At 38.9% G+C, this 25,173-nt stretch carries 27 protein-coding genes; 3 read left to right on the forward strand and 24 right to left on the reverse strand.

Translation table 11 applies throughout. The annotated features are described in order from the left end of the window. The 10 genes from ESZ50_RS05435 to ESZ50_RS05475 all read right to left on the reverse strand — a co-directional run bounded on the left by ESZ50_RS05435 (position 1) and on the right by ESZ50_RS05475 (position 9,000). A complete protein-coding gene (locus ESZ50_RS05435; RefSeq protein ID WP_148622578.1) occupies positions 1–216 on the reverse strand; it encodes a garvicin Q family class II bacteriocin in 216 nt (71 codons plus the stop codon). A 70-nt stretch (positions 217–286) separates the two neighbouring features. Further along, a complete protein-coding gene (locus ESZ50_RS05440) occupies positions 287–568 on the reverse strand; it encodes a helix-turn-helix transcriptional regulator (RefSeq protein ID WP_148622579.1) in 282 nt (93 codons plus the stop codon). A 39-nt stretch (positions 569–607) separates the two neighbouring features. After that, on the reverse strand, positions 608–943 hold the full coding sequence (locus ESZ50_RS05445) for an HlyD family efflux transporter periplasmic adaptor subunit (protein ID WP_148622580.1): 336 nt from the start codon (positions 941–943) through the stop codon (positions 608–610). A gap of 30 nt (positions 944–973) precedes the next feature. Continuing rightward, positions 974–1,978 carry a bacteriocin secretion accessory protein gene (locus ESZ50_RS05450; protein WP_187387561.1) on the reverse strand — a complete coding sequence of 335 codons (1,005 nt, stop codon included), beginning with the start codon at positions 1,976–1,978 and terminating at the stop codon, positions 974–976. A 19-nt stretch (positions 1,979–1,997) separates the two neighbouring features. Continuing rightward, positions 1,998–4,148: a peptide cleavage/export ABC transporter gene (locus ESZ50_RS05455; protein ID WP_148622582.1), complete on the reverse strand. Its 2,151-nt coding sequence runs from the start codon at positions 4,146–4,148 to the stop codon at positions 1,998–2,000. Positions 4,149–4,783: 635 nt separating this feature from the next. After that, on the reverse strand, positions 4,784–4,921 hold the full coding sequence (locus ESZ50_RS11675) for a hypothetical protein (protein WP_187387562.1): 138 nt from the start codon (positions 4,919–4,921) through the stop codon (positions 4,784–4,786). A gap of 86 nt (positions 4,922–5,007) precedes the next feature. After that, positions 5,008–5,691, reverse strand: a complete 684-nt coding sequence (gene rpiA, locus ESZ50_RS05460; protein ID WP_148622583.1) for a ribose-5-phosphate isomerase RpiA — start codon at positions 5,689–5,691, stop codon at positions 5,008–5,010. A 185-nt stretch (positions 5,692–5,876) separates the two neighbouring features. Next, positions 5,877–6,821 (reverse strand): nucleoside hydrolase, encoded by a 945-nt coding sequence (locus ESZ50_RS05465; RefSeq protein ID WP_148622584.1) that lies wholly within the window; start codon positions 6,819–6,821, stop codon positions 5,877–5,879. 11 nt (positions 6,822–6,832) lie between these two features. Further along, positions 6,833–7,747, reverse strand: coding sequence for a ribonucleoside hydrolase RihC (gene rihC / locus ESZ50_RS05470; RefSeq protein WP_148622585.1), 915 nt, complete (start codon positions 7,745–7,747; stop codon positions 6,833–6,835). A gap of 29 nt (positions 7,748–7,776) precedes the next feature. Next, the gene (locus ESZ50_RS05475; protein WP_148622586.1) at positions 7,777–9,000 is read right to left on the reverse strand and encodes a NupC/NupG family nucleoside CNT transporter; all 1,224 of its coding nucleotides are present in this window, start codon (positions 8,998–9,000) and stop codon (positions 7,777–7,779) included. A 129-nt stretch (positions 9,001–9,129) separates the two neighbouring features. Here ESZ50_RS05475 and rbsK point away from each other — a divergent pair, with 129 nt between their 5' ends. The 3 genes from rbsK (at position 9,130) to ESZ50_RS05490 (ending at position 12,064) form a co-directional block, all read left to right on the forward strand. After that, on the forward strand, positions 9,130–10,056 hold the full coding sequence (gene rbsK / locus ESZ50_RS05480) for a ribokinase (protein ID WP_148622587.1): 927 nt from the start codon (positions 9,130–9,132) through the stop codon (positions 10,054–10,056). 33 nt (positions 10,057–10,089) lie between these two features. After that, a complete protein-coding gene (locus tag ESZ50_RS05485) occupies positions 10,090–11,001 on the forward strand; it encodes a DMT family transporter (protein WP_148622588.1) in 912 nt (303 codons plus the stop codon). A 136-nt stretch (positions 11,002–11,137) separates the two neighbouring features. Continuing rightward, positions 11,138–12,064, forward strand: coding sequence for a magnesium transporter CorA family protein (locus ESZ50_RS05490; protein WP_148622589.1), 927 nt, complete (start codon positions 11,138–11,140; stop codon positions 12,062–12,064). Positions 12,065–12,205: 141 nt separating this feature from the next. Here the strand turns inward: ESZ50_RS05490 and ESZ50_RS05495 are convergent, their stop codons facing one another. The 14 genes from ESZ50_RS05495 to ESZ50_RS05565 all read right to left on the reverse strand — a co-directional run bounded on the left by ESZ50_RS05495 (position 12,206) and on the right by ESZ50_RS05565 (position 25,164). After that, complete coding sequence (locus ESZ50_RS05495) at positions 12,206–12,439, reverse strand: hypothetical protein (RefSeq protein ID WP_148622590.1); 234 nt, start codon at positions 12,437–12,439, stop codon at positions 12,206–12,208. Positions 12,440–13,095: 656 nt separating this feature from the next. Beyond that, positions 13,096–14,151, reverse strand: coding sequence for a GH25 family lysozyme (locus ESZ50_RS05505; RefSeq protein ID WP_148622592.1), 1,056 nt, complete (start codon positions 14,149–14,151; stop codon positions 13,096–13,098). Then, positions 14,144–14,473 (reverse strand): hypothetical protein, encoded by a 330-nt coding sequence (locus ESZ50_RS05510; protein WP_148622593.1) that lies wholly within the window; start codon positions 14,471–14,473, stop codon positions 14,144–14,146. Before ESZ50_RS05510 ends, ESZ50_RS05505 begins: the two co-directional genes overlap by 8 nt. A 14-nt stretch (positions 14,474–14,487) precedes the next feature. After that, a complete protein-coding gene (locus ESZ50_RS05515; protein WP_148622594.1) occupies positions 14,488–15,978 on the reverse strand; it encodes a BppU family phage baseplate upper protein in 1,491 nt (496 codons plus the stop codon). Next, positions 15,953–18,103, reverse strand: coding sequence for a phage tail protein (locus tag ESZ50_RS05520; protein ID WP_148622595.1), 2,151 nt, complete (start codon positions 18,101–18,103; stop codon positions 15,953–15,955). Before ESZ50_RS05520 ends, ESZ50_RS05515 begins: the two co-directional genes overlap by 26 nt. A gap of 9 nt (positions 18,104–18,112) precedes the next feature. After that, positions 18,113–18,952 (reverse strand): phage tail domain-containing protein, encoded by an 840-nt coding sequence (locus ESZ50_RS05525; protein ID WP_148622596.1) that lies wholly within the window; start codon positions 18,950–18,952, stop codon positions 18,113–18,115. A 2-nt stretch (positions 18,953–18,954) separates the two neighbouring features. Beyond that, on the reverse strand, positions 18,955–22,296 hold the full coding sequence (locus tag ESZ50_RS05530; RefSeq protein WP_148622597.1) for a phage tail tape measure protein: 3,342 nt from the start codon (positions 22,294–22,296) through the stop codon (positions 18,955–18,957). 17 nt (positions 22,297–22,313) lie between these two features. Continuing rightward, on the reverse strand, positions 22,314–22,532 hold the full coding sequence (locus ESZ50_RS05535; RefSeq protein ID WP_246111517.1) for a hypothetical protein: 219 nt from the start codon (positions 22,530–22,532) through the stop codon (positions 22,314–22,316). Between the two features lie 86 nt (positions 22,533–22,618). After that, positions 22,619–23,056: a tail assembly chaperone gene (locus ESZ50_RS05540; protein ID WP_148622599.1), complete on the reverse strand. Its 438-nt coding sequence runs from the start codon at positions 23,054–23,056 to the stop codon at positions 22,619–22,621. 81 nt (positions 23,057–23,137) lie between these two features. Next, positions 23,138–23,800 (reverse strand): phage major tail protein, TP901-1 family, encoded by a 663-nt coding sequence (locus ESZ50_RS05545; RefSeq protein WP_148622600.1) that lies wholly within the window; start codon positions 23,798–23,800, stop codon positions 23,138–23,140. Positions 23,801–23,811: 11 nt separating this feature from the next. Next, positions 23,812–24,180 carry a hypothetical protein gene (locus ESZ50_RS05550; RefSeq protein ID WP_222860791.1) on the reverse strand — a complete coding sequence of 123 codons (369 nt, stop codon included), beginning with the start codon at positions 24,178–24,180 and terminating at the stop codon, positions 23,812–23,814. Next, positions 24,177–24,539 (reverse strand): HK97-gp10 family putative phage morphogenesis protein, encoded by a 363-nt coding sequence (locus ESZ50_RS05555; RefSeq protein ID WP_148622602.1) that lies wholly within the window; start codon positions 24,537–24,539, stop codon positions 24,177–24,179. Before ESZ50_RS05555 ends, ESZ50_RS05550 begins: the two co-directional genes overlap by 4 nt. A 2-nt stretch (positions 24,540–24,541) precedes the next feature. Next, complete coding sequence (locus tag ESZ50_RS05560; RefSeq protein ID WP_148622603.1) at positions 24,542–24,829, reverse strand: hypothetical protein; 288 nt, start codon at positions 24,827–24,829, stop codon at positions 24,542–24,544. Beyond that, a complete protein-coding gene (locus ESZ50_RS05565; protein ID WP_148622604.1) occupies positions 24,829–25,164 on the reverse strand; it encodes a phage head-tail connector protein in 336 nt (111 codons plus the stop codon). The genes ESZ50_RS05560 and ESZ50_RS05565 overlap by 1 nt, the downstream gene beginning before the upstream one ends. Positions 25,165–25,173 lie beyond the last annotated feature (9 nt).

Here is a 25,173-nt window from a genome sequence, read left to right on the forward strand (position 1 = left end):
TTAATGTTGGCGACCAAAACCAGCGCCAGCTCCTCCCCAGCCATTACTAATTACTCCAAATACAGCATCAGCTGCACCTTTAGTTACTACATACTTGTAGCGTCCATTTTTGTCACGTGTCAAGTATCCATTGGCACCATTAAAAATTGCTTGCCCACCTGTTACAGTGTTCAAATCATCAGCAACCATAGATTCAAAATTATCCAAATTCCTCATTACACAAACCTCTTTATAAATTATTTATCCTACAATAAGTAATTATAAACTCAATTTACAGACGAATTTGTTACCAACTGTAACATTCGATTTTAACAATATCATCTATGGTTCTATCAAAAAAAATTGATAGCGCCATGATTATGTCTAATGAGGGTATTCTCTTCCCCTCCTCATATAATGTAACAGACACTCTTGAGATATGCAGTTCATCCGCTAACTCTTCTTGTGTCATACCTTTGTGTATTCTCAACATCTTGATATTCACTGCCAACTTATTCCCATTACCACCAATTATATTAGCAATTTCACTACTACTCAGATTTGAAAAATCAGATAACATTTCAAACATAATACACCTCTACTTCTACTGATTAACTTAACCACCGTCTCATTTATCAAGTAACTTATCTTTAAAGTAATTGAACCAAGTTTTCTTACCTGTTATAACTATAACTTTCCCCTGACTACCATATCTAATATTTTTTATAGTGTTTTTATTTTGCCGTGGAATACTTGCAACTATTTTAAAATAGTTCCCCGTTTTCATTTCTGTTGACACAGCATCGATTTTGATGATTTCACCGTTAATAACCATTGGCTTTGGCAAATCTTGATTAACTGCATATCGAATTTTTTGACCCACTTTAACTCCAGGCAATTTATTTGATGGTAAGTAAAAAGTTACCGTCAATGGCGTTTTCGGTTCTAGACTTGGATAAATCATTCCAATTGTTGTTCCGTTTGGAATTCTTTCTTACATAGGTAAATCTGTATCTAAATGTACAATCCCAGTATTAGAAGCTTTTAAAACAAGATCCCCATCATCAATTTTTTGAACCTTTTGTTTTGCTTCAAATTGATCAATTAAGAGTTCACTAGATTGACGTTGATTCTGAATATCGGCTATAGTTTTCTCTTTCAATTGACCAATCTGTGCATTAACTTGGTTCGGGGATACTGTATTCTCTACTTTTATACCAGCTATTTGTTGGTCAATTGAAGTCTTATTATCCTTTAGAGAATTTATCTGGGTATTTAGTTCAGTTAACGTATCTTGTTTAAGTTTATTTTTATCGTCCGGGCTCAAATCACTAATTTGAGAATTATAATTATCGAACAAATACTTATAGTTGTTTGAATTGTCAACCTTCCTATCACTCTGTATTGCTTTAATTACATCTTGAATCTTTTCAATCTGGGCGTCTAATCCTTTTTTTGAATCACCCAGTGTATTAACTTGATTTTTTGCCTGATTACCATCGTTTATCCTATCCGAATTAGTCTGCTGTAAACCAGCGTTCATATCATTTATTTGATTTAAAAAATTATTATATAAGTTCATATATCCAAAATTATCAGGTTTTGAAAATAAGTTTTTCCCTGACAAAATACTGTTTTTGAAAGTATCTAAAGCAGTTATTTTATTGTTTGTGTTTATTATTTGTAAATCTAAAAGTTTATTTGTTATCTCACCATCAGAGTTTTTATATTCAATTAATTTTTCACCCTTTTTTACAAATTGATTTTCATGAATATTGATTTTATCAATTTTGTTATTACTAGTAGACTGAATTAAGGATAATGTCTTCTTAGGTGTAATCTGCCCCGGACTTTCTATCGTAATTTCTCGTTTTCCAAACATCGAGAAAAATATAAGAATTACAACAGATAGAAATAACGGCGTTATAAGTATCGTCGAATACGTGGAATATCTCCGTCTATAAAACTCTGCACTTTCCAGATATTTTTCATTAAACATGCTTACGTCCTCTTCAAAATTATCCATTAAATAATTGCGTATAGTATCCATCGCTTAATAACAATTTTTCATGTGTCCCTTCTTCTACAATTTCTCCATCCCGCATCACCAATACCCTCGCAGATTTTCGAGCAATATTTAATCTATGTGCCACAAAAATAATTGTCTTATCTTTTATTGACAATAAATTATCAATAACCTTTTTTTCAGTCAATACGTCCAAATTACTGGTTGATTCATCCAGTATTAAAATATCACTACCTGTTAGCAATGCTCTTGCAATGGATAACCTTTGACGTTGCCCACCAGAGAATCCAGTATTTTCTGATATCTCCGTTTCGAAACCATTTGGCAATTCCTCAATATCTTTTCTAATATCTGCAATTTCCGTTGCCCAAAGTATGTCTTTATTTGTTATGTCATTTGCAGCTCCCAAACTCAAATTATCAAGTATATTCCCTGTAAATGTATAAGGTTCTTGAGGTAAATAGGTTATTTTCTTCCTCAATAACGTTTTATCCATTTTATGAATATCAATATTCCCCAAGAGAATTTTCGAATCCTTATCAGCTACATCGAAGAAATTCACCAACAACTTTGCTAATGTCGACTTGCCAGATCCACTTGCTCCAACCAATGCAATTTTTTCACCAAATTTTACATGTAGATTGACATTCTTCAACTTTAATATTCCATAGTTATAGCTAAAGTTGAGGTTTTTTACTTCTATATCATTATTTATTGGTACGCTCATAGAGTCCTCACTATTGATGCCAAATTCGGAAGGAACTAAATATACTTCATTCAGTCTGTGATTTGCTACTCTCGCTGCCTGTAATTTGCTCTGTAAATTCAGTATATTCTGCAAAGGATCAGTGAAATATGCAAGAAGTGCATTAAACGCCATTAATTGACCAACACTTATTATATTTTTTATTACCAAACTCGATCCATACCAAAGAATTAACACATTAAACATTAAACGGAAGAAATTTTTTATGGAGTCTTGTAGCTGTACAGCCTTTTGAAATTTAAAAGATTTTTTCAATACATCAACAAATTCTCTATCAACCTTTGAGTATGTAACTCGTTCTCCAGCTAACGATTTAATTGTCTCAACCCCATTTAATGACTCAATAATAGTAGAATTCAATATAGATCCTGCTTGCATCTGCTCCTTACTCAACTGTGTAAAGGGGTTGGAGAAAATCCACAATACTACCAAATATATAGGTATTTCAGCTAACGACAATAAAAATAATTTACTATTTTGAATTAATAATGTTACACCCACCATGAGTAGTATTCCAAAGTCCAAGAATATGGATAGTATGATATTCGATATTGCATCAATAATGGTGTTAGCATCAGAAAATCTAGATGTTATCTCACCCACTCGCCTAGTTTCAAAAAAATTCATCGGCAAGACAAATAAATGTTTTATATACGACAAAATAACATCAATCGATAATCTCTGCCCCAAGACTAGCAGTAAATAGCTTTTGGCGTAATTTAAAACTTGCTGAATAATATACGCAACTATCAACCCAACAGATACAATGTCCAATGTGCTTTTCATACCGTTCGGAATGTACGTATCCAAAACACCCTGTAAATAAAAAGAACTTCCTATACCGACAGTTGTTATCAATAACGCTGCCAAAATTATATTTGCAATTATCTTTCTCTGTCTAAGAATTAACGGAACATAAGAAAAAAAACTAGATTCCTTATCCTTCACAGGTTTAAAATTTGGCATCGGCGCCATAAAAATGGCGACACCACTCCACTCTTTTGAAAATCGTTCATAATTCATTCTGATCTTTCCAATTAAAGGATCTGGATCTGCAATTTTAAGATAATTACGATGAACGCCATATATTACATAGTAATGAGGATATTTGCCATCCTTATTTACATGGACAATAAATGGTAGAGGTAAATCTTTAACCTCCATTAAAGAAGTATCAGCTCGAATAGCCTTCGTTTCAAAATTCAATTTTTCAGCTGCTCTGACAATTCCTAATGCCGTAGTACCTTCTAAATCTGTCTTTGCGAGAGCGCGCAAACTAGCTAAGGAATTCGTCTGGCCATATTTATTCAATATCATCGATAGAGCTGCTACCCCACAGTCTCTCTCATCTATTTGTGAAACATATTTAAAAGTCATAAAAGAACACCTTAAAGAAAACATAAATTAATAAGGTAAACTTATCACAGAATAAAATAAAACACAATTTATTCACAAAATACGCATAATTCAAGGATCTATAAAAGGTCTTTTATAATCGGATAACATTACATCCAATAAATATTTAATTCTGTCATTTTATGTTTGATTAAGGATATTCATAATCGAATTTATGTATATATAATGATTTTGATAAATCTTATATCTTTTCGGATTTTGAAATATTTTCCCCGAAAAAGGCATTGGTAATTTATGCACATACCATTTATTATTGAATTTAGGTGAACATTATATGGCTAGTTTTCAATACAAAAAAACACCATTTCTGGTGTGCCTTACAATTTTTTGAATTGAAAAATCTTTAAATCTCTTGTCTACTTTTTTTCCAACTGAAAATGGTTCAGCAAGCGCCTAAATCTATATTAATTCACTGAACGACCTCATTGATAATAAACCTATTTCTACATCTATAATTTATAAATTACCGGCTAATGTAATAGGCTTAAAACCGTTCCAGAAGAAATCAAGCTTAATTGAGATTATATAAAAAAACGCCAATACATAAGGTTTTAGCCTACATATTGACGCTCTTTCTAAAAAGCATTTAAAGAAGCTTACTTAGCTTCCAATTCTGCCTTACCCTTGGCCCATTGTTGAATGTTAACAACTTCTGCCGTACGTGCTGCACGAGCTGCGTCGTATGATACTGGACGCTTCTTTGACCATGAATTGTATGGTGACTTAATAGCCATATTCATTTTCCTCCATTGTGTTATCGATAACCATACTAGTATACCGGCAATCCTAGCTTCCGTCAAATTTGGTTACTAAATTCTGCTTAGTTTGCGCGATCCAAAATCTTGATTTCTTCTCCGGCAACAATCACTCGGTTTGCAATATTAATAAACAAACCATGCTCGATCACACCAACCTGCTTTGACAACCAATCAGCCAACTCAACTGGCTTTTCAATCGTGTCCAAATGTAGATCAATAATATAATTTCCGTTATCAGTTACAACCGTTTCACCAGCAGCATCAGTCCGCAAAACTGGCTTCAAACCTTCGTTAGCAAATAACGTATTCAAATGACCAACGCCATATGTAACTACTTCAACTGGCAATGGGAAGCCCCCAAGTGGGTCGGCTAACTTCGTTTCATCAACGATCCAAACATTCTTCTTTGAGTTGATTGCCACAATCTTTTCAAATAACAAAGCTGCACCGCCACCCTTGATTCCATCAAGGTTCTTATTCACGCGATCAGCTCCATCAACCGTTAAATCAATTTCATCAACATCATCCAAATCAACGATTTTGATTCCTAGACTTTGAGCTTGCTCAGCTGTCCGAACAGATGTTGTTACACCAATAATATTTAGTCCCTCGTTATTAACGCGCTCTGCCAAGGCATCAACGAAAAACTTAACTGTTGAGCCAGTTCCAAGTCCCACCGTCATATGATCTTCGACTAACCCTGCCGCGTATTTACCAACTTGTCGCTTCTGCTCTGTAACGTCCATTTTTAGCTCTCCATTTGTTGAATTTTATAATCTACCACTTAATTAAATCAGCTAAGATCAAACCCGCTGATATTACTTAAATTCTATCATAGATTTCATTTCACGATAAAACGTTTTACCAATAATTTATAAAAAAGAAGCTGATTAATTTCAATCAGCTTCTATCCTTATTAAACTATTCTAAGTTATCCTAAAACGATATTCATATAATTCATGAAACGCTCAAGATATCCTGGAACATCTACTTCAACTGCTGCAAAGTTAGTCTTATGCGGATCACGTAGCCGATCAGGATCACCAATCGTCCGACCATCTTCATGTGTCACCTGCATGTTGACCCCGAGTAAGGTCACCAATTTTGGATCCACCGCAACACCAACCGCCAACGGATCATGCAATGCCGCTCCTGCGTGGTTAATATCTAGTCGATCATACGCATCAATATAATAGTCAAAGATATCAGCAAAGATTTGCCCCTTCTTTGTACCAAGATCACGCCAAACTTGTGTTTCCTTCTTCGTTAGAAGTGTTTGTAGCGTTACATCCAATCCAACCATCACTAAGTGCTTAGCATGTTTGAAGACATAATCAGCTGCCTCTGGGTCTTGGTTGATATTTGCCTCTGTATATGGCGTAACATTTCCGGGTACAATCAATGCCCCACCCATCAAGGTAATATTACCAATCAAATCAGCAATCGTTGGATCTTTTTGCATTGCAAGTGCCAAATTGGTCAACGGACCAGTTGGCACAATAATCAAATCTTCACCATACCGATGAGCTGCTTCGATAATAAAATCAGCGGCATGTTGCTTCTCGATAGCACGGGTGGCCTTTGGCAATTCAACTTCACCAACTCCATTACGACCATGAATTTCCATCGAAATTTCCATCGTACTAAAGTCTTCGGTCGTCGAGGAGTGCGATTCACCTACAAAAACCGGCACATCAGTCGCTCCCAAAACTTCCAACAAGCTCAAGCTGTTTTCTGCAGCTGTATTAACCAAAGTATTACCATATGAAGAAACAATTCCAATCAAATCTGAATCTGGTGTAGCTAGCGCATAGGCCAAGGCCAAGGCGTCATCTACTCCTGTATCCAAATCTAAAATCATCTTTTTTACGGCCATCTTGTCTCCTTTTATACCGGCATGTTGCCCACTTGTTTAATAAACCAGTCATTAAACATTGCGGCATCAATATCGAGTCCGATTTCTACATTTGTTGTATCTGCATCGTGCCAACGGTTTTGAAAATCCCAAACCGTTGCTCCCATTGCAGGTCCGTCAACAACGACATCTACATTACCAGCTTCTGTAGTAATCGCCGTTGGATCCAGTGCGTACAAAATCGTATTTACATCGTGCATTGGCTTACCACCAGCACCTTGATCAGAATATTCGCCGATAATTGCTTTAAGCATTTCACCGGAACGTCCCATCTTAGCGATTGTTTCCAACGTTGCCGGCGTAATCAACGCCTTCATTGTAACATCGAGTCCAATCATGACCTTAGGTAGCGAGCTTTCAAAAACGATTTTGGCTGCATCAGGATCAGTGAACACATTAAATTCAGAAACAGAACTTGTATTTCCAGCAGAAACCGTTCCACCCATCATAATTAACTGTTCGATTTTAGCAAAGTCTGTTGGGTACTTTTGAATAAATAACGCAATATTGGTATATGAACCAGTTGCAATGAGTGTAATCGGCTCATCTGCGGCTTGCAAAACATCATGAATAGCATCCACCGCATCACGTTCAATTGGCTTCGTCGTTACTGCTGGGAAGTCATATCCTGGCATTCCCGAAGCACCATGTACATACGATGCATCTTCAAATTGTTTCTTTAGAGGGGCTTTTGCACCCGCTGCAACCGGAATATCTTTATCAAAGAATTCCAACAACTTCAACGTGTTACTGGTCGTCTTATCAACTGAAACATTACCAGCGACTGTCGTAATCAATTTTACATCTAAGTCAGGGTTATTAACGGCCACAGCTATTGCGGCAGCGTCATCAATCCCTGGATCCATATCCAAAATAACTGACTTCATTCTAGACTCCTTCAATTAGCTACTAAATCTTACCAGATGAACAATCCAGCTGTTGCGGCTGACAATAGTGATACTAAAATACCTGACAATAGCATGAATGGTACACGCTTTGAGATAAAGTCACTCTTTTCCTTAGTCACAAGTCCCTTGAAGGTTCCGATAATCATACCAACAGTTGAGAAGTTTGCGAATGATGTCAAGAAGACTGTCAAAACGGCGGCAGCGTGATGGTTAGCAAACAAGCCCTTACCGGCCATGATGTTCTTTGAAATCTCACCCATAACAACGAATTCGTTGGTAACAAGCTTTGTTCCCATGAATTGTGCGATTTGGAATGCATCGTGAACATTGAAACCAAGCAACCAAGCAAATGGGAACATGATTACACCGAAGATGTTTTGCAAAGTCAACCAGTGTAGACCAGTTAATGAGAACAATTGGTTAACCAATGCGGCCAAAGCAACGAATGAAATAACGGTTGCGGCGATGATCAAGATCAACTTTCCACCACCAAGGATTGAATCACCCAAGAATGAGAAGAATGGCTCTTTTTCACCAGACTCACCACCGATTGATGCAATAACGTCTGCGTCTTTATCAACCTTAACTGGGTTCAAGATAGAAGTAATAACAACAGCTCCTAGTACGTTAAGTGGCACAGCCATCAAAACATAATCACCTGGAACCATTTGCACATACGCACCAATGATTGCTGCGGTAACACAGCTCATCGACATCATTGCTAATGTGTAGTTACGACGATCTGACATCGTATCTAATTGATGCTTAGAAACAGCCAAAACTTCAGTGTTTCCCAAGAACATCATTTCAATAGCAAAGAACGACTCATACTTTGGTTGTCCAGTAATGTATGACAACCCGCGACCAATCCACTTGATGATCCATGGTAATACTCCGATATAAGTCAAAATATCAAACAATGGAACAATCAACAAGATTGGCAACAAAGCTGACGTAACGAAATTAGGTCCGCCTTGGTTAGCTGTCAACCAGTCAGGAAGTGCAAAGGCGATTCCTTGATTAGCAACTGATACTAACCAAGTGAAACCATCCGCTGCACCCTTAACCACAGCTTGACCAGCTGAGAAACGAGTGAAGAACCAAGCAAGGACTAGTTGCAAAGCAACAACGACCCCTACTGAGCGCCAATTGATATTTCGCTTATCATTTGAGAAGAGATAAGCAATACCCAAGAAAACAAAAATACCAAGAATATTAATTGCAATGAACATAATATTACTCCTAAAATAAACCTTTCTTTACTAAAACGTTTTACTTTGCTACTATATCATAGTAACGATAGCATTGAAAGCGTTTTATAGCATATATTTTATCATGTTTTTTTCGTGAGGTGATTCACTATGAGGAAGATTTTAGTCATTGGTTCGTTAAATATTGACGTTATTCAGAACATGCCCCGGTTACCCAAACAGGGCGAAACTCTCAGTCTAATCAGCAAAGCCACTAACTTCGGTGGCAAAGGCGCCAATCAAGCCGTTGCGGCCGCCCGACAAGGTGCATCTGTCGGCTTTATAGGTGCCGTCGGTGCTGATGCAGAAGGTTCAAGTTACAAAGCACTCTTACAGGAAGAAGGTATTAATGTCGCGTCTCTAACTAGTAAGGAGGACAGTTCAACCGGTACCGCCTACATCATGCTGGAAGCAGATGGTAATAACACCATCCTAGTTCATGGCGGGGCCAACATGGCCTTAACCGCCGATGACGTTGCCTCCGCAGAAGCTCAATTTGTCGATGCTGACGTGGTCGTGGCTCAGCTTGAAGTCACGTCTGAAGCAATCGCCAAAGGTTTTGAGCTTGCCCACAAGTATGGCGCCATGACAATTCTAAACCCTGCCCCCGTTACGGATAAAATCAATCCGCAAATTTTAACAAATACTGACTTACTAATTCCAAATGAAACCGAAGCGGCCGCTTTAATCAAATTGCCTGCAACAGTTGAATACGCCGAATTAGTCAAACGTATCCCCCTGTTTGAACAAAAGCTTGGTATCAATAACATTATCATCACGCTCGGCGCTGATGGCTCATTTTATTCCATCAACGGTACCCACGGGCTGATAGCCTCTCGTAAAGTCAACGCAGTCGATACGACTGCCGCTGGCGATACTTTCATCGGGACTATTGCAACCGTTTTAGAAAAAGACTATTCAAATATTGAAACTACATTAAAACGCGCCAGTGTTGCCAGTTCAATCGTCGTGTCCCGCCCCGGAGCAATCCCCGCTATTCCTACTGCAACAGAAGTCCTAACAGTCTTATCAGACTAAGCAAATACGTAACATAGGAGACCCCCACAGAATATGTTGTATCTACTATCTCTTTTTGCTGGAATAATTCTAGCGATCCAAAGCCCCCTATCAGTCAATCTTGGTAAAAAGATTCATTCACCAATTTTGTCCAGCCTGATCACCTACATCATCGGCTCATTTGAATTCATCGTACTGTTGCTTATTTTGCAAGTTAATATTCCCAACTTAATTACTACCACTTTCAGTCATGGTTTCCCTTGGTTGATTGGTGGCTTCATGGGCGCAATTTACATTACAAGCATCATCATTTTGTTCCCAAAACTCGGACCAATCAAAGCTGTGATTTATCCAACGTTAGGTCAAATTCTTTCAGGAATCCTAATCGATTCATTCGGCCTTTTTAAAATGCCAACATCTACAATGAACCTAATCAAGTTTATCGGGGTACTTTTGTTGATTGCCGGTGTAATTTTTTCAGCGTACAGCCCGAAAAAACGAACAACAACTAATCAGCGAAATGATTTACTTTACTCTGTATGGGCTTTTATAGCCGGAATTTTGTCAACGCTTCAGGGAATCTTCAATGCCAACCTAGGCGTCGAACTCAATAATACAATTGGTTCAACTTTTATCGCCTTCCTCTTTGGTACCGTGCTGCTGCTGATCGTTGTACTTATCACACGGCAGTTTACGGTTCCAAATCTGATCGTCGGTCTAACTTCACCCATCGGTTGGCTTGCCGGAACAATCGGTGCAACCTTTGTACTCAGTATTACATTCTTGACCCCCATTCTTGGACCTGGACTGACGGTCTCAATGACATTAATCGCTACGATGATTAGTTCCGCAATCATTGAACATTTTGGATTCTTACGAGTTGTTCAAAATCAAATTACCCGCCAAAAGATCATTGGCATCATCATTTTCATCTTAGGAATTATTTTCATTAAGATCGTCGGATGATTTTACCTGTTTTTACTAAAAATGATATTTTTTAGTAAAACTTATTTATAAATATAGCACATTTCAACAAACATGCGAGCTGTTCCACATGTATTTCTTTGCATGTTCAGCTCGCTTTATTTATACTAAGGCTATTATGATAACTACAAATAATATTTTCCCAAATTTCACTTGGTCGCAAGTTCATGAAATGGATGAATCTGATCGTCAATGGCTGCACAAGTCACAGGAAATCCCTCATGAAATTCTCAATTATGCGGTTGATCCATACGAAAGCGCGCGCATGGAATATGCTACGGCCGCCGATTTATCGCTAATGATTTTTGATATTGTCACACCAACCTCTAATCGAGCCACAACAGAGCCGGTCAGCTTTCTATTCAGTAACGACGGCAAGCGCCTTTACACATTTACCCGCCGCGAAACGGCATATATTAATCCGCTGATCACTGAACAATCAGAAATCAATAATGCCTCAGTAGATTTGCACCCTTTGGATGTTATTTTAAACGTTACCAAAAAGCTCACTGAAAAATTTATGACAACGATTTTAGAGGTCAACCGCCAGCGTAATCCAATTCAACGAGAGATTCGTCAAGTTAAGCAAACCAAGAAAATCATTGATAATCTGATGGACTTGCAGACCAGCCTGATCTACCTATCGAATTCAATCACAACTGATCTCGATTTGATCAAATCATTGCGGGAACATGAGGCCAAATACTTAACTCCCTGGCAAATTGAAAAAATCGATGATCTTAATATTGAACTAACTCAAGCAATCGACACTGCGGATCTATCACGCCAAGTAACCGATTCAGTTTCGAACGCTTATGAGAATGTTGCGAATTCTAATTTGAACTGGACGATGAAAGTTCTAACGGTTTGGTCAATCGTTTTGACCGTCCCCACCATTGTATCTGGTTTCTTCGGACAAAACGTTCCCATTCCGTTGTATAATTCCAACGGTGATGCAGGTTGGATTTTAACCATCATTATCACATTAATTTTGATGGCCCTAACCACATTGATTCTATGGTTCACAGGTTTCCTGCGAAAATAAATAAAAAAGCTTCTCACTCTGCAATCGAGTGAGGAAATGCTGTTAAATCAGTGTCTTGATTAGTTTATGTGCCCTAATTGTGCCTTATATAATATATAAAAATCCTCGCTAGTAGAGATTAATCTACCCAGCGAGGATTTTTTATTTCTCATTCAAATCATCCAAACGCTTCTCAGCTAGTTCGATAATTTCTGTTAATTCATCTACATTAGCATATTCAGTAATGAATGTTTTGCCGTGGCTTTTATAGTTGGTGCGTCTCGTACGTTGCTTATTCTTCTCGCGGTAACGCTTGTTAGCTTCATTCTGTGCAGTAGTTGTTCCGTCCGTGTACTTTCTAGGTCGCCCAACTCGCTTAGGCTCTTCTTTATCCATAACTAAATCACCCCACTACTTCAATAACTTGGAGAATTAACTGTAGCGCCAATAGAATACCTAACGTCAGTAAAATTCCTCTCCGACTGCTTTCTCTGTATCTGAAAGTTACCCATGCTATCCCAATTACATCAACTACAATCATGAACCAAGTATTATTAATTCCTAATAATGTAAGAATCAATCCTAAAATAAATAGTGTTGCAACAGCCCAATCAATAATTCTATTCATCTATATGTTATGATATGAGTACACCAAACAAGGCGCTCTCAGTCGCCTTAATCTGGTTTAAAAGCTTTCTAGTGCCAATGCTTATCCGCTAACCATTCAAGGACTTGGATAATTCCGAATGTGATAGTTATCTTAGCTTCTGCACTTAGAGGCTTTTTCTTTTTGCGCTTACTCATATCTACTCCTTTCTTAATCAATATAATAATTATAACACGACTATTATATAAACACAACAAAAAAGCCCCCGCTAAGTAGAAGTTAATCTACCTAGCGGGGGCTTTCAAGTATATGTGATCTAGTGGGTCCTAAATCATTTCTCTTAGGAGTAGAGTTAAAAAATTAAGTAGCTGGGTTACTACTTGTGTAAAATAATAAATCTACTCCCTTAATTGAAGTTTAAACTGGTCGAATTCGACTAATTTAACTATTTAGTATAGGCCACCTTCAACCAGACTGATTCGCCATTCATCTCAATTTGGATTGAACTTCCTACACGGTTAAATACCTTGTAATTATCGTTCAAAGTAAAGTATTCCATAGCGCCATTGTTTCCTTGTGCTACTTGATTAGCCAAAGCATTGCCATAGCGATCTGTTAGAGTAACGCTTTGCACTGGAATATCATTGTTGTAATCAGCAACCGGAATACTCATATCATTATTACGAGCGTACCAACCTGAACCGTATATCTTCCATGAATCAATTACATAGACACCATTTAATGAGACGGCATCAGTTGTATTATCATTTTCTGCTGGTGGCGTAACGTTATTACTTGCGTCTTGGCCAGCAGTAAAGAAATCATCATACAATTGCGAAACATCGAATACACCTAATGAACTTGCAAACGTTGCTTTTGACGTCCATTGCCAAGCATGTTCAGTTGAATACCAACTTTGTTCACTGGTTGGCGTATAGGGATAGCTCGCAATCCATGATGGATCTCCATCAACTGACACTTCAAGATGTGAACCCATAGTGTAAGTTGTTGAGCGATAGCCTCCAGCACGTTGAACCTCATTAATAAATGCTTGAACAACCGGTTGCATTGCACGTCCCATATTCATTTGATAAGAATTCTCAACGTCAACCGCAAGAACCGCTCCCACTGGTAATCCATCAGCTTGTGCTTGTTGCACAGCATAATCGGCTTCCGCTACAGCTCCATCGATAGTTGTACTACTTAAAAAATGATATCCGTTGACATAAATCCCTGCATCAATGGCAGCTTTAATATTTCCAGCAGCCGTCCAATCCGAGAAAGTCGTTCCTTCTGAAATCTTAGTTGTAACTGCCTTAACGCCATAATTATCACGCATGTAGCGGAACTCATCAGCTGACATCGTTCCATTATGATTAGACACGTCAATCATGTCGTATCGTGGTGTATCGGCGTGAGCTGCTTGACTAACTACCGTCATACCGCCGAATACAAAAAAGGCCGATGCAATCGCAACGACCAGTGTTTTTAATTTATGCATGCTCTTCCCACTCCTCTGTTTTATCTTCAAAATATTTTTTTACCTTCTCCGTCATGTAGCTATTCCCGCCTAGCATCTTATACTGCGAATAAACGAGACTAACAACCTCAACACCATAATCATGGTCAATTACTTGGTTCAACTCTATTCGTTTTGAATTAAGTGCGATCTCAGCCATTTGACTACTAAGATTATCGTTATGTGTAGTATTTAATTTCTTAATTGCATAGATAGTCCCCAAAATACCAGCAGTCGATGTCAGTACAGTTGTCAGCAAAGTAAGCAACGTGCCGTCAGCAATTAAATCTAAAAATTTATCCATTTCGTATATTCACCTTACTGTATGGCTGGCGCCCCCACTACCCATTGATAACCGTTCTTAGCCATATACATCCCGGTCCATAAACTGCCTGATCCAGCGCTATTGTTTCCTTGTAGAGTAATTCGTCCACTGTCCCAAATTAATAACATCGAAGTGGCGTTATTGATCCAGGCGAAATTATCTTGCGGACGCCATACATCAGACAAGTTTGACAATTTTTCAGCAGCCATAAAGTCATATCCTGATGATATATCATGTGTTGAAAATCCAGTGACCAATGAAACGTTATTACCTCGACGTTTGAAATTGAATTTCAAGGCATAACTATCTATTACATACGAGATTGTATAAGAATCTGGATTGATAAGCTTCCATTTACCACTTACACCCTCAATCGAATCGGCTGCTGGGAATGATGTACCAGTATTTTGATCCACCAATGACATAAATACAGGATTGGTTAACAGTCCTGTTGTAGCTGCACCTAATGACTTAAATGTAATAAGTTGCCCCTTCTTTACTGGCATATTTGGTTGCCAATTAAGAACTTTCACATCATCTAAAGTTGCTAATTGTTTCCAACCAACAATCTTTCCATCACTTACAGCTGTTATCTTCGTTCCACCGCCTAAATAGTTAGCTACAATCGTTCCGGTTGTGAATGATGTGCCTGTAATGATATGGACCGTATACCAACTAGAAAATGGTGCATTAGTTAGATTTTTATCAGCCACATACCAATTTCCTGGAAACTTAGTCATATCCTTTGCGACGTCATCAAAACTAGTAAATGTTGCTTCTCGTGTTTTAAAACTACCTTCAATTGGCAGTTCAAACTTATTATTTTTAGTGAAGTCATTATCTTCACCACGAATAGCAACATCCTTATCTGCCAATGTCTTTGTAATTTCATCGATCATAGATTGCATTTCTGACTTTGCGTTCGCCAATTGTTGCTCTATGTCAGCTTTAGCGGTCGCCAACTGTTGCTTAACGTCTGTTGAAAGTGCATCCATTTCAGATTGCAAGTTTTCCATATCTTCCCTAATTTGATCGATATTGAGTGAAGCATACAACGCTCGCAATTGTTCGAGCATCTTTTCATACTCTGAAAGATAGTCACCAGTTTCGTCTTCCGTTAAATCAGCAGAAGCTAATACAAACACTCCAAAATCATTACTTGTCTCTCGCTTAGTCCCATTGCTCAAAGAAAAATATGCCTTTTGATATTGACCTACGTCACGCAGACCCTCTTTAGGAAAAGCATAGGTAAACTGTCCTTTAGTTGCGTCGGTCACAGTTATACCGATATCATCAATAACCTTGTTTCCTTTTGAAGTCACGCCTTCAAAACTAACTTTATACCCAGTTAAATCGAACGCTTCACTGTTACTAGTAATTTGTACGTCCGCCGTGTACGCAGTTACATCGTTCTGACGTTGTCGCAGTGCTGGCGTAATTACTGGTGTTTTAGAGATATCAAGAGTCATCTTTATTTTCGTCATTTATTTCTGCCTCCTTATATAATTTTTCAGCCTCTTTATATGTTAAATCGGTCAGCATTAATCGTTCTTTCTCGTAGCCTCGGCGCTTACCTTTTAATTCCCATGCGAAGCTAGCATTTGGTTGATCAGACTTAACTATGAAACTGGTCTTTTTACGTTCTGAAACCCAGATTTTAGCATCGGTATATGGCGACAAAAATACCTGATAGGCATACTCAGTATTAATCGTGTCTCCAAACAAGGTCTCAATATTAATTTCGATCTCGCCCTTATCGTCAGTTACGGATTCCCCAATATCGCCAAGATAAGATTCAGCCGTTTCATAAGCGGGTGTTGCTCTAAATCCATCGCGTGTTGGATGTGCTGCGTTTTTACTACCGTTATAGACCGTAAAATTTCCTAAAACATCAACATGGTCATTGTAAACATTAAAGGTATTACTTGATCCGTTTCCTCCGTTCAAAACAATTGCGGTTCCAGCTGTAATCCACAACTTTTCTCCCTTGCCACGAATGTTATTGAAGTAATTATCATTTTCAAAGACTTTGCTTCCATAAAAATTTGCTTTTACATTGTCGGTACTAGAATCCGCCGGAATTTGAATTACGGCAGTTGATGTATCATTGCTTGAATTCTTTGTGTTAATTGAAAATATTTGTCCTGGAATTTGCTCAAGAGCTAATCCATTTGCATTATGGTTTCCATCATAACTCGGAAAAATAAGACCGACATTTGTACCATTTGCATTTCTAAATTCAATTTGTCCATTTTCAAGTTTCACCGAGGCTTGATTATTACTATTTGTACTGGTAATTCTACTTCCTGTAATGGTTACACCAATGATGTCAATTGCTCGTAAGATTCCAGTGGTAATAGTTGTGGCGTTGATCCCCTTACCAGTCATTGCATTGGCAAACGTTTTTCCACCATCTGTTGAAACACCAATACCAGCAGAATTTAAAATAACGACATTGTTAGCGTTTGTTTTATCAATCGCTAATATGCCGTTAGATGTAAACTTTAATTCTGTTTGGGTATCTTGCAATGCTTCTGTTGCGATCTGGGTTGCATCTTCCAACCAAGAATTTGGTATCGAACCATTACCATTGATAATATTATTCATTGTATGAGAAGTGCTTGCATCGCTTTGGATTTTCGAATCGACTGAGCTAATTGAATTTAGAGTTACTTTGGTTCCTTGTTTATCTCCAGTTACATCAAAGTCAGTTTCCGTACTAACAATCCGGACCTTCTGAGAAAAGCCAAGTTCTTCATCAACACCCATAATGTAATCACCAGGCGTTGGCAATGAATATTCATAACCAGCTTTCTGTAAATCTTCAAGTGTCATACCAACTGAAATTGTATAAGAACCATCTACTACTTCTTTTAATCTAGCCTGTAAATTTCCAACAATTGTATATCGTTCATCGCTAACAGGGTCGGCTTCTAATTTTCCGTAAATATCAGCTAATGGACTTGTGTACTCTGCTGTTACACGACCAGCGTCATGATTGTTATCATCCAAGTAGGCACCGAAACCCTTTGCATAAGTCACAAAATCGCTAATGTTTCGTTCTAAGGTCAATTCCTGTAGATTGAAGCCTTTTCGAACAATCGTTGATAAATCACTACCAACCTTGTCAATAATTGTCACAGTATGCCCTGATAGATAAAATTCAAGTCCCGTTGAATCAATAAAATCATTGAACAATGCCATGCGATTTTTCAGTCCAAAGCTTTGTTTTTCAAACGCTGCTACTGGTGATCCCAATTGGAAATAATATTCGCTACCGTCAAAGATAAAATGCAAATACTCATCTGCCGTATGCGAACCATCGGATAGTTGCGAATAAACGGCAGATTTACCCATCTTATAAAAGAACTCATGTACGGCTTCAAATTCCACGGTTACATTCTCACCTTGATCAATTGGTTTGGCATAAGTAATAATATAATTTTCATTATCAAATTCCAGATACCAGCCACGATCAATCTTATTCAGAACCTCATCATTAGTGTATATCGTTCCAGAAAGGGACTTTTCGCCATTAACGGTTGCTTTATATGTCAGTTCAGCCAAGGCTAATAATTGTTCACCACGTTCATTTGTAAATTTAATCATAAGTCCTCCCTAAACATAAAAAGCAATCTTGTTTTTTAACTCAACTTCACCAATGAAATCAGTCTCGATAACCGATTCTTGCTGCGCTCTGAGCTTGAAGTATTGAATATTAGTTCGATCATTAACGTTTAATCCGTTAAGCAAGAACGAAGTTCCTTTTAGCTCAAAAACATCGCCTTGTTTAATCGCAACATCGCTAGTGTAAGTAAATACATCATCTCCAACTTTGAAAGTAAATGAATTTCCCTGTAATTGAGTAGACATAAGAACAAAATAAAAAGGCCACTCCAATTGCGAAACATCTGCTGTCCCACTGTAAGGAATTGCCCTTGCACCCGTTAAAACCTCATCCTCTGGTAATGTCATACCGTAAGGAATATCAACCGTCTTAAACTCCAATGAAATATTAGTGAGTAATCCAGCTCCGGATTTACCTTGAAAATCATAATCAATATTGTCGGAAATCAAAACCTTATACCGATAATGATACGTTAATGGGTCTTGCTGATTATCAAGAGTTGATCCTGTGCTTTCACCAGGTCTCTCATAATCATATTGATCACCACTCCTAAACATTTGACTAATATAAAACGGCTCAACTCTAGCGAACAAGAAATTCAATTTATCTTGCATTTCTTGATCTGCATACTCGTCTTCAACGTAGTAACTTCCAGTGACAGTAATTGTCTTTTCTCCATATGTAGCTCCAGAGAAAAGTTTTCCATTCTTAAAATTAATTGACGTACTCGATATATCAATAGATGGCGAGCTTGTTTTAACATCTTTCACAAACACTCCTAAATTAGAAAGAACATAAGTTTGCATGTCTGTTTCTACAAGTAAATCCATTATTAACTCCTTCCATTATTGATAAGATTGATACGTGCTTCATCTCTGCTATCTTGGGCCTTAATCGCATAACGTACGCTGTTACCGTCCCAATTCTGTTCAACGGTTAAGTTAATCATTGAATTAGGGGCATTCTGTACATCTGGATCAACTTCATTAGCCAAATTAAATCCATTTACCCCACCAATCGAGGCGTCCGCTGTAATGTTTCCATTTGCTCTAACATCACTAACGGATTGTTGAGCTGCTTCGATAAGTCCAGCTGAACTCTTAGCGATCATTCCAGCTGTGCCATCCATACCAACAGCCATACCGGCTCCGATATAGTAACCAACTTCATCACGCATTAAACGTGAAGGCGAATGAATCTTAGCCTTTGCTTGCGCAGCCTTTTCAGCTTGTGCCACAAGAGCATTTGCTGCAGAGGTCACTTCACCTAAAGCCGACCGCATACCAACAGCCAACCCTTGGCCAATCATATTACCAACGTTGCGCATTGCACTAACGCCATCATTACCAGCATCCTTGATAGCATTCATCATCGAGTTCATAGCTGAGCGGGCTTGGCCGGTACTGTTATTCAAGCTGGAAGATACACCGTTAGACACTGCATTTCCTAAATTAGTACCGTTTGATCGTGCTTGACCAACAGCTCCACTAAATACTGAAAGAAATGATGAAACTGTCGATCGAGCGCTTGATACTAGTCCTGTTAAACCTGTATTAACGACATTGATACTTGTTACCATCTGTTTTAGACTATTGGCCGCACTAGTAGCGCTACCATTGATTGATGATAGACTTGCTTTAACTCCGACTAGTCCAGCTAATAATATGACTGTTCCAGCTGCTACAACTCCCAAAGTCACTCCGAAAGCCGCAAAAGCTATTCCACCAGCAACTACACCAGCAGTCATCGCCACTAGTCCAACTCCTAACGCAACAAACCCAGCTGTTGCGAGAATAGCTACGGCCGAAGATGCTGTAAGACTAGCGATTAATAGTGTCATTGATGTACCAGCAGCCAATGCTCCAGCAGCAACTAATGGTAACGTGGCAGCCAATAAGGTTATTCCGGCTGCAGCAATCATAATAGAAGCTCCTGCAACCAATAAGGCCGCCGAGAACACCCCAGTTGCAACTCCTAGCGCTAACATACCGACAGCTCCTGCAGCTAATCCGACAGTTAAAGCAATCAAACCAACACTTAATGCAGTTAATCCAACCGCTGCAACAAGTGAACCAGCTCCAAATACAACTAGCGAAGCGGCAAGACCTGCAATTCCAACAGCTGCCGATAAGCCGTATTGCGAAATTATTGGCAACTGTGTTGCTAACAAAGTCAGCCCAACAGTTGCTAATAATATCCCTGCACCAAGTGCAAGAACACCAATACTCAATATTCCAACTGCAACTCCTAGTGCCAATAATCCTACAGAAGTAGCTAACAATCCAGCACCTAATACTACAAGCCCAGCACCTGCTAGCAAAGCTCCTGCAGCAAATCCAGCAAGAGACAATCCTAATGCCGCGATTCCCAGTGAAGCAGATAATCCGTATTTTGAGATAACCGGAAGTTGTGTTGCCAATAATGCTAAGCCTGCGCTAGCAAGTGCGATCCCAGCACCAACTAAGAGTACCGCTACACCAACAGCCGCTGCTGCAATTCCAAATGCAACCATTCCAACGGCCCCTGCAGTCAAAGCCGGACCAGCAATCGCAAATACTCCTACTAGCAAAGTAATCGCTCCAGTAACTGCTACCAGAGTAGCGACACCCATCGGCCCTTGTTTAGCCAGCTGAGTAATCGACAATACCAACAGTGCCATTCCTGCAGTAGCAAGGCCGATGCCTGCACCTATTTCCAGAACTGCTAGTCCCATCATCATCATATCCTTAGCAGATGTTTTAGCCGCTGCGCCAACAGCTTTCTCTCCTGCTGCTGCGGGAACTGATGAAGCTGCAACTGCTGTATTTCCGCCGCCTAATCCCAACATTTTAGCAGCTAATCCAAAAATACCTTTTCCAGCACTTGCTGCCAATCCACCAACACCTTTTAATACACCTACTATCTTTCCAGCACTCGTAAGGAATCCACCTACAGCCATAGTGGCAGGTCCTATAACCGGAGATAATCCAATAAATCCACGTGTTAGTTCAGCAAACGGACTTTTGGATTTAGCGGCCCAGCTCAAAGTGTCATTAGTCATATCTAGGATTGCGCCAGACACGCCGCCCTTCGATGCCAAAGCTTTCTTAGTCAAAGAGTCCCAATTTCCACCAACTTGCTCGATTTTAGCACCCATATTCTTTTGCATTTCGGATGCTTGATCACTAAGAACCTTATTTGCGGCATCTGCTGATGAAGATGCATCGTTAATAGCCTTTGACATACCTTCCCAGCTAGTCGTTGTACTGCCAGTAGTATCACTAACAGACTGCATAAGATCGTTCATGACCTTATATCCTGCTTGTCCAAACATAACTGATAACGCGTTTTGTTTTTGTTCATCTGACAAACCAGACATACTGCTTGAAAGTTCACCTGCAACTTGATTAATAGGTTTCATCTTTCCTTGCGCGTCATAGTAACTAACACCAAGTTTATCCATCATCGCTTGTGCAGATGCAGAAGGTTTAATCATCTTAGTAATAGCAAAATTAAGATTTTGTGCAGCTTGTGCCGCTGGTATTCCCTTATTAGTAAGCAATCCAACTGCAGTTGAAACATCTTGCATGCTATATCCAACAGATGTAGCCGATGATCCTACATCAGCTAAGACTTGTTGCATCTCTTCAACCGATGCATTAGAAACGTTTGCCGTCGTTGTCAAAACTGCTGCAGCTTGTGCTGACGATCCGATGCTGTCTCCCCATAAGTTCATAGCTTGTTGTACAACAGAGGCCGTTTGTTGCAAATCTGACCCTGCAGCTGTTGCAGCTTGTGCTATCGCCGGAAATTCTTCCTTGATTGTCGCAATGGATGCACCATCTCTTGCCATGCCTACCATTGCTTCTGCGGCTTCGTTGGCATTTAAAGGCAATGTTGCCCCCATCTCTGTTGCAACATCTGAAAGTCCTTGAATGTCCTTAGAAGTTCCACCAGCAATAACTGCTGCACTATTTAATGACTGTTCAAAAGACCCAAAGCTCTTTAATGCCGTGACTCCCATTGCTGTTGTAGCAGCTCCGGCAACTACCATGCCTTTTCCTATGCTTGATGTAAGACTACCAACGGTACCAAAAGCAGAATTTGAAGAACTAGATACTTTATTCATCCCTGCTTCATAACCACTGGTATCAGCGCCAATTATCGCTGTGACTTCTCCACCATTTGCAACCATATATTTTCCTCCTTTCCTCAATGATTAGAAAAAGCCTTTTGAACATTCTTCATGAGTTGAAGTCGCCTGTTTTGATTAGGTTTCTTTTGCTCAGTAAACATTTCTGAAACTTTTGACTCTAGCTTTTTTCTATTAAAGATCTTATTGAACTTAGGTTTCTTAGCATTCATAACGTAACGCTCATTGAACAATCGAGCCGCATATCTTTCAGCGTCATCAATCTCTTTTAACTTCAATCCGCGTATAATCGCCTCAAATTCCCACTTATAGAGACTAAAAATATATTCGATATCTGTAATACCAAATCGAGCACCTAATTCAATTAAATGTTCTCTTTCATCACGTTCAAAACTTTCTCCAAGCTCATAATGGCGCCTTCCTCGTTTTCCATTCCCTTGAGTTTCACTAGAGCTTCCTCTGTTCGCTTGATCTGATTGTTGATTGCCTTCATGAAAAAACCGCTCTTTAACATCTCCGCCTTGAACTCAGCAATTACTTCATCGATCTTTTCACCACCCTCAGTTAATTCTTCAACAGCGGCTCCTAAATCATCCATAGTGAACTTTCCAGGAACAGCCACATCAATAACTTTGGCAACCGATTCGATTTCATCCTGCGCTAATCCTAAGAATAGATTTGCAGCACCATTTCCCATAGGAACTCCGTTATTCATGTCTGAATATCGAGCATTCGCATCTGCCAATGCCTTAAAGTTAAATTTCAATTCTGCTTGCTTACCCTTAACTGTCAACTCGATCATAATTAATTACCTCTTTTTAAAATTATTTTGGCGACCATTTCCAGGCCATAATAAAAAGCCGTATTTCTACGGCCTTAAAATTTATTCAGCTTCAACTGTTGCAGTTGTCCCTGTCGTATTAACTGACTCGACTCTAGGTGAACTAGTTCCTGATTCATCATCTTCAACTGACCCAAAATCACCAGTCTTTTCTCCTGGACGTTCAAAGTCATACAATTCCTTAAGCACGGCCAGTTGTTCATCCGTCAAAGGGAACGTTCCGTCCTTGAACTTATCTAGAATATTTAAAGTGTAACTTACTGAAACCATATCATCGGAATCATCAATCTCTAATTCATCGACGACACCATAACCGAATACAGCTGGAAAGACTTGATGCTCGATTCCCTCATCATCTTTCTCAATCTTTGCCATTCGCTCGTCTATATACACACCCCAAGTTTTAACTTGATGACCGTTGTGTTTAGAATCCTTAATAACATCGACAGTTCGATCGCCTGGTACATAATAGTTTTCCAAATCAACAGAATCTTCATTTGTTGAGGGCATAACAATTCGTCCGGACTTAGTTTGTTCATCAATTGTGTCTCCACCAATGGTCATATCACCACCAGTTTGGCCAGCAGGCATAATAGCCTTGCTTCCAATTGGATCTAGCGTTGACTGAATGAACCACAAAACGTGTTTTCCAAGCAAAGGATTCCCCTTGGTTTGTTCAACGCCATTATCTACATATTCTGACATATAATTTCCTCCTAAATTAAAGCCGAGAGTGTCATGACAACGTGATAAACCTCTCGACCTACTGAATTATCTTTCATTACTTCACTAGCGACGTTCACAATACGGTTGCTAGCTTTGTACAAAATACCTGTTACTTTATAACGTTCATCTTCAACCTTGATACGACTACCACCTGGATAGAATAAGTGAGCCTGCAACGCTAAATTTGTTACTGCTCTACCCGCCTTTGGACTTAAACTATCATCAGTATTTCCGTCTGCCAGAACAATAAAGGGTTCAAGGGTTTGTTCATCCTGCCAAGTAAAAAACACCGGAATGCTTGTTTCAGCTTCCAGTGTTTTCTTTAAACTACGCAATAATTCAACCATGGGCGCTGTCATAGCAATCCTTTCTTTAGTAAATTACTAAGTTTCTGGTATAAAAAAGTCTCTTCTGCAGTAACTGCCGGTTGCATAAATGGACGTGGTGCCATTCGTCTTGTGCCTTTTTCAAGATAAATTGAATAGTTAGCGCTTGATACAACTTTTGCACTCAGCTCACCATTATTCGAAGCTTGTATATGTTGACTCAAATATCCAGTATCAAACGGTGCCTTTTCAACAGCCCGTTTTTCTACTCGTAATGCTGTGTTATTGATAATGCCGGTAGCCTCACGCTTTATTGCTGCCGGCTGCTTCTTATACCTAGCAATTAACTCATCGGCTCCTTTAAAAGTAACAGTCATTCCATTCTTACTCATGACTAAGCCTCCGAAACTATAACAATCGTATTCTTACGAGCTCTAAAAATAGCTTGCGGCTTACGCTTGATACCATCAACAATAACGCCCTCAATACCGTAGATATTACCCTTAAAGTGAACTGCTGACGCTGTTGAGTTTGCCTTACCAAATATTTGCATACTCATAGCTATCGATACCCCCGTAATTCTTGCGGGTAGCCAATCAGAAATCGACTCCTCGTAATCATTATCAGGATCAACAACATCATAAGTTCGAGTAACAATTTTTGCTCGTTGGTTATATCTCATTAGATAAACCTCGCAATTCCACGTCCACCATTCTTTTGACGATACTTATCCAAATAGAGTGCATAATCAGCTATATCATCTTCACGCCAAGTAATACTTACATCACTTTCACTCGATGATTGCTTACCCTCATCTCCAATGCGGTTAAAGCGTCGAACCGTTAGTTCTCGCAAAATCCAACCTAGATCATTTGGAAATGAAATATTATAGGCCCCATCTTGATTAATGTAACTAACAAGTCGTTCCTTACTATCATCAATCAGGAAGTTCAATAACTTATCTTGGAGCGTATCGCCAATTCCTAGCAACAACTTAACCTTTGCCAAATCGTCCATTTAAGACCT

Origin of the sequence: Weissella muntiaci (assembly GCF_008107635.1) — a bacterium.
In the GTDB taxonomy this organism is placed as follows: Bacteria; Bacillota; Bacilli; order Lactobacillales; family Lactobacillaceae; genus Weissella; species Weissella muntiaci.

What these genes read in the sequence shown, in the direction of transcription:
- ESZ50_RS05495 (WP_148622590.1), bottom strand. Translation starts at nt 12,439, where the DNA reads ATGGATAAAGAAGAGCCTAAGCGAGTTGGGCGACCTAGAAAGTACACG.
- ESZ50_RS05475 (WP_148622586.1), bottom strand. Translation starts at nt 9,000, where the DNA reads ATGTTCATTGCAATTAATATTCTTGGTATTTTTGTTTTCTTGGGTATT.
- ESZ50_RS05525 (WP_148622596.1), bottom strand. Translation starts at nt 18,952, where the DNA reads ATGGATTTACTTGTAGAAACAGACATGCAAACTTATGTTCTTTCTAAT.
- ESZ50_RS11675 (WP_187387562.1), bottom strand. Translation starts at nt 4,921, where the DNA reads ATGGCTATTAAGTCACCATACAATTCATGGTCAAAGAAGCGTCCAGTA.
- ESZ50_RS05540 (WP_148622599.1), bottom strand. Translation starts at nt 23,056, where the DNA reads ATGATCGAGTTGACAGTTAAGGGTAAGCAAGCAGAATTGAAATTTAAC.
- ESZ50_RS05505 (WP_148622592.1), bottom strand. Translation starts at nt 14,151, where the DNA reads ATGCATAAATTAAAAACACTGGTCGTTGCGATTGCATCGGCCTTTTTT.
- rbsK (WP_148622587.1), top strand. Translation starts at nt 9,130, where the DNA reads ATGAGGAAGATTTTAGTCATTGGTTCGTTAAATATTGACGTTATTCAG.
- ESZ50_RS05455 (WP_148622582.1), bottom strand. Translation starts at nt 4,148, where the DNA reads ATGACTTTTAAATATGTTTCACAAATAGATGAGAGAGACTGTGGGGTA.
- ESZ50_RS05490 (WP_148622589.1), top strand. Translation starts at nt 11,138, where the DNA reads ATGATAACTACAAATAATATTTTCCCAAATTTCACTTGGTCGCAAGTT.
- ESZ50_RS05555 (WP_148622602.1), bottom strand. Translation starts at nt 24,539, where the DNA reads ATGAGTAAGAATGGAATGACTGTTACTTTTAAAGGAGCCGATGAGTTA.
- ESZ50_RS05515 (WP_148622594.1), bottom strand. Translation starts at nt 15,978, where the DNA reads ATGACGAAAATAAAGATGACTCTTGATATCTCTAAAACACCAGTAATT.
- ESZ50_RS05530 (WP_148622597.1), bottom strand. Translation starts at nt 22,296, where the DNA reads ATGGTTGCAAATGGTGGAGAAGTCACAGCGATAATTGGCGCTGATACC.
- ESZ50_RS05560 (WP_148622603.1), bottom strand. Translation starts at nt 24,829, where the DNA reads ATGAGATATAACCAACGAGCAAAAATTGTTACTCGAACTTATGATGTT.
- ESZ50_RS05520 (WP_148622595.1), bottom strand. Translation starts at nt 18,103, where the DNA reads ATGATTAAATTTACAAATGAACGTGGTGAACAATTATTAGCCTTGGCT.
- ESZ50_RS05465 (WP_148622584.1), bottom strand. Translation starts at nt 6,821, where the DNA reads ATGGCCGTAAAAAAGATGATTTTAGATTTGGATACAGGAGTAGATGAC.
- ESZ50_RS05485 (WP_148622588.1), top strand. Translation starts at nt 10,090, where the DNA reads ATGTTGTATCTACTATCTCTTTTTGCTGGAATAATTCTAGCGATCCAA.
- ESZ50_RS05450 (WP_187387561.1), bottom strand. Translation starts at nt 1,978, where the DNA reads ATGTTTAATGAAAAATATCTGGAAAGTGCAGAGTTTTATAGACGGAGA.
- rihC (WP_148622585.1), bottom strand. Translation starts at nt 7,747, where the DNA reads ATGAAGTCAGTTATTTTGGATATGGATCCAGGGATTGATGACGCTGCC.
- ESZ50_RS05545 (WP_148622600.1), bottom strand. Translation starts at nt 23,800, where the DNA reads ATGTCAGAATATGTAGATAATGGCGTTGAACAAACCAAGGGGAATCCT.
- ESZ50_RS05510 (WP_148622593.1), bottom strand. Translation starts at nt 14,473, where the DNA reads ATGGATAAATTTTTAGATTTAATTGCTGACGGCACGTTGCTTACTTTG.
- ESZ50_RS05565 (WP_148622604.1), bottom strand. Translation starts at nt 25,164, where the DNA reads ATGGACGATTTGGCAAAGGTTAAGTTGTTGCTAGGAATTGGCGATACG.
- rpiA (WP_148622583.1), bottom strand. Translation starts at nt 5,691, where the DNA reads ATGGACGTTACAGAGCAGAAGCGACAAGTTGGTAAATACGCGGCAGGG.
- ESZ50_RS05435 (WP_148622578.1), bottom strand. Translation starts at nt 216, where the DNA reads ATGAGGAATTTGGATAATTTTGAATCTATGGTTGCTGATGATTTGAAC.
- ESZ50_RS05550 (WP_222860791.1), bottom strand. Translation starts at nt 24,180, where the DNA reads ATGACAGCGCCCATGGTTGAATTATTGCGTAGTTTAAAGAAAACACTG.
- ESZ50_RS05445 (WP_148622580.1), bottom strand. Translation starts at nt 943, where the DNA reads ATGATTTATCCAAGTCTAGAACCGAAAACGCCATTGACGGTAACTTTT.
- ESZ50_RS05440 (WP_148622579.1), bottom strand. Translation starts at nt 568, where the DNA reads ATGTTTGAAATGTTATCTGATTTTTCAAATCTGAGTAGTAGTGAAATT.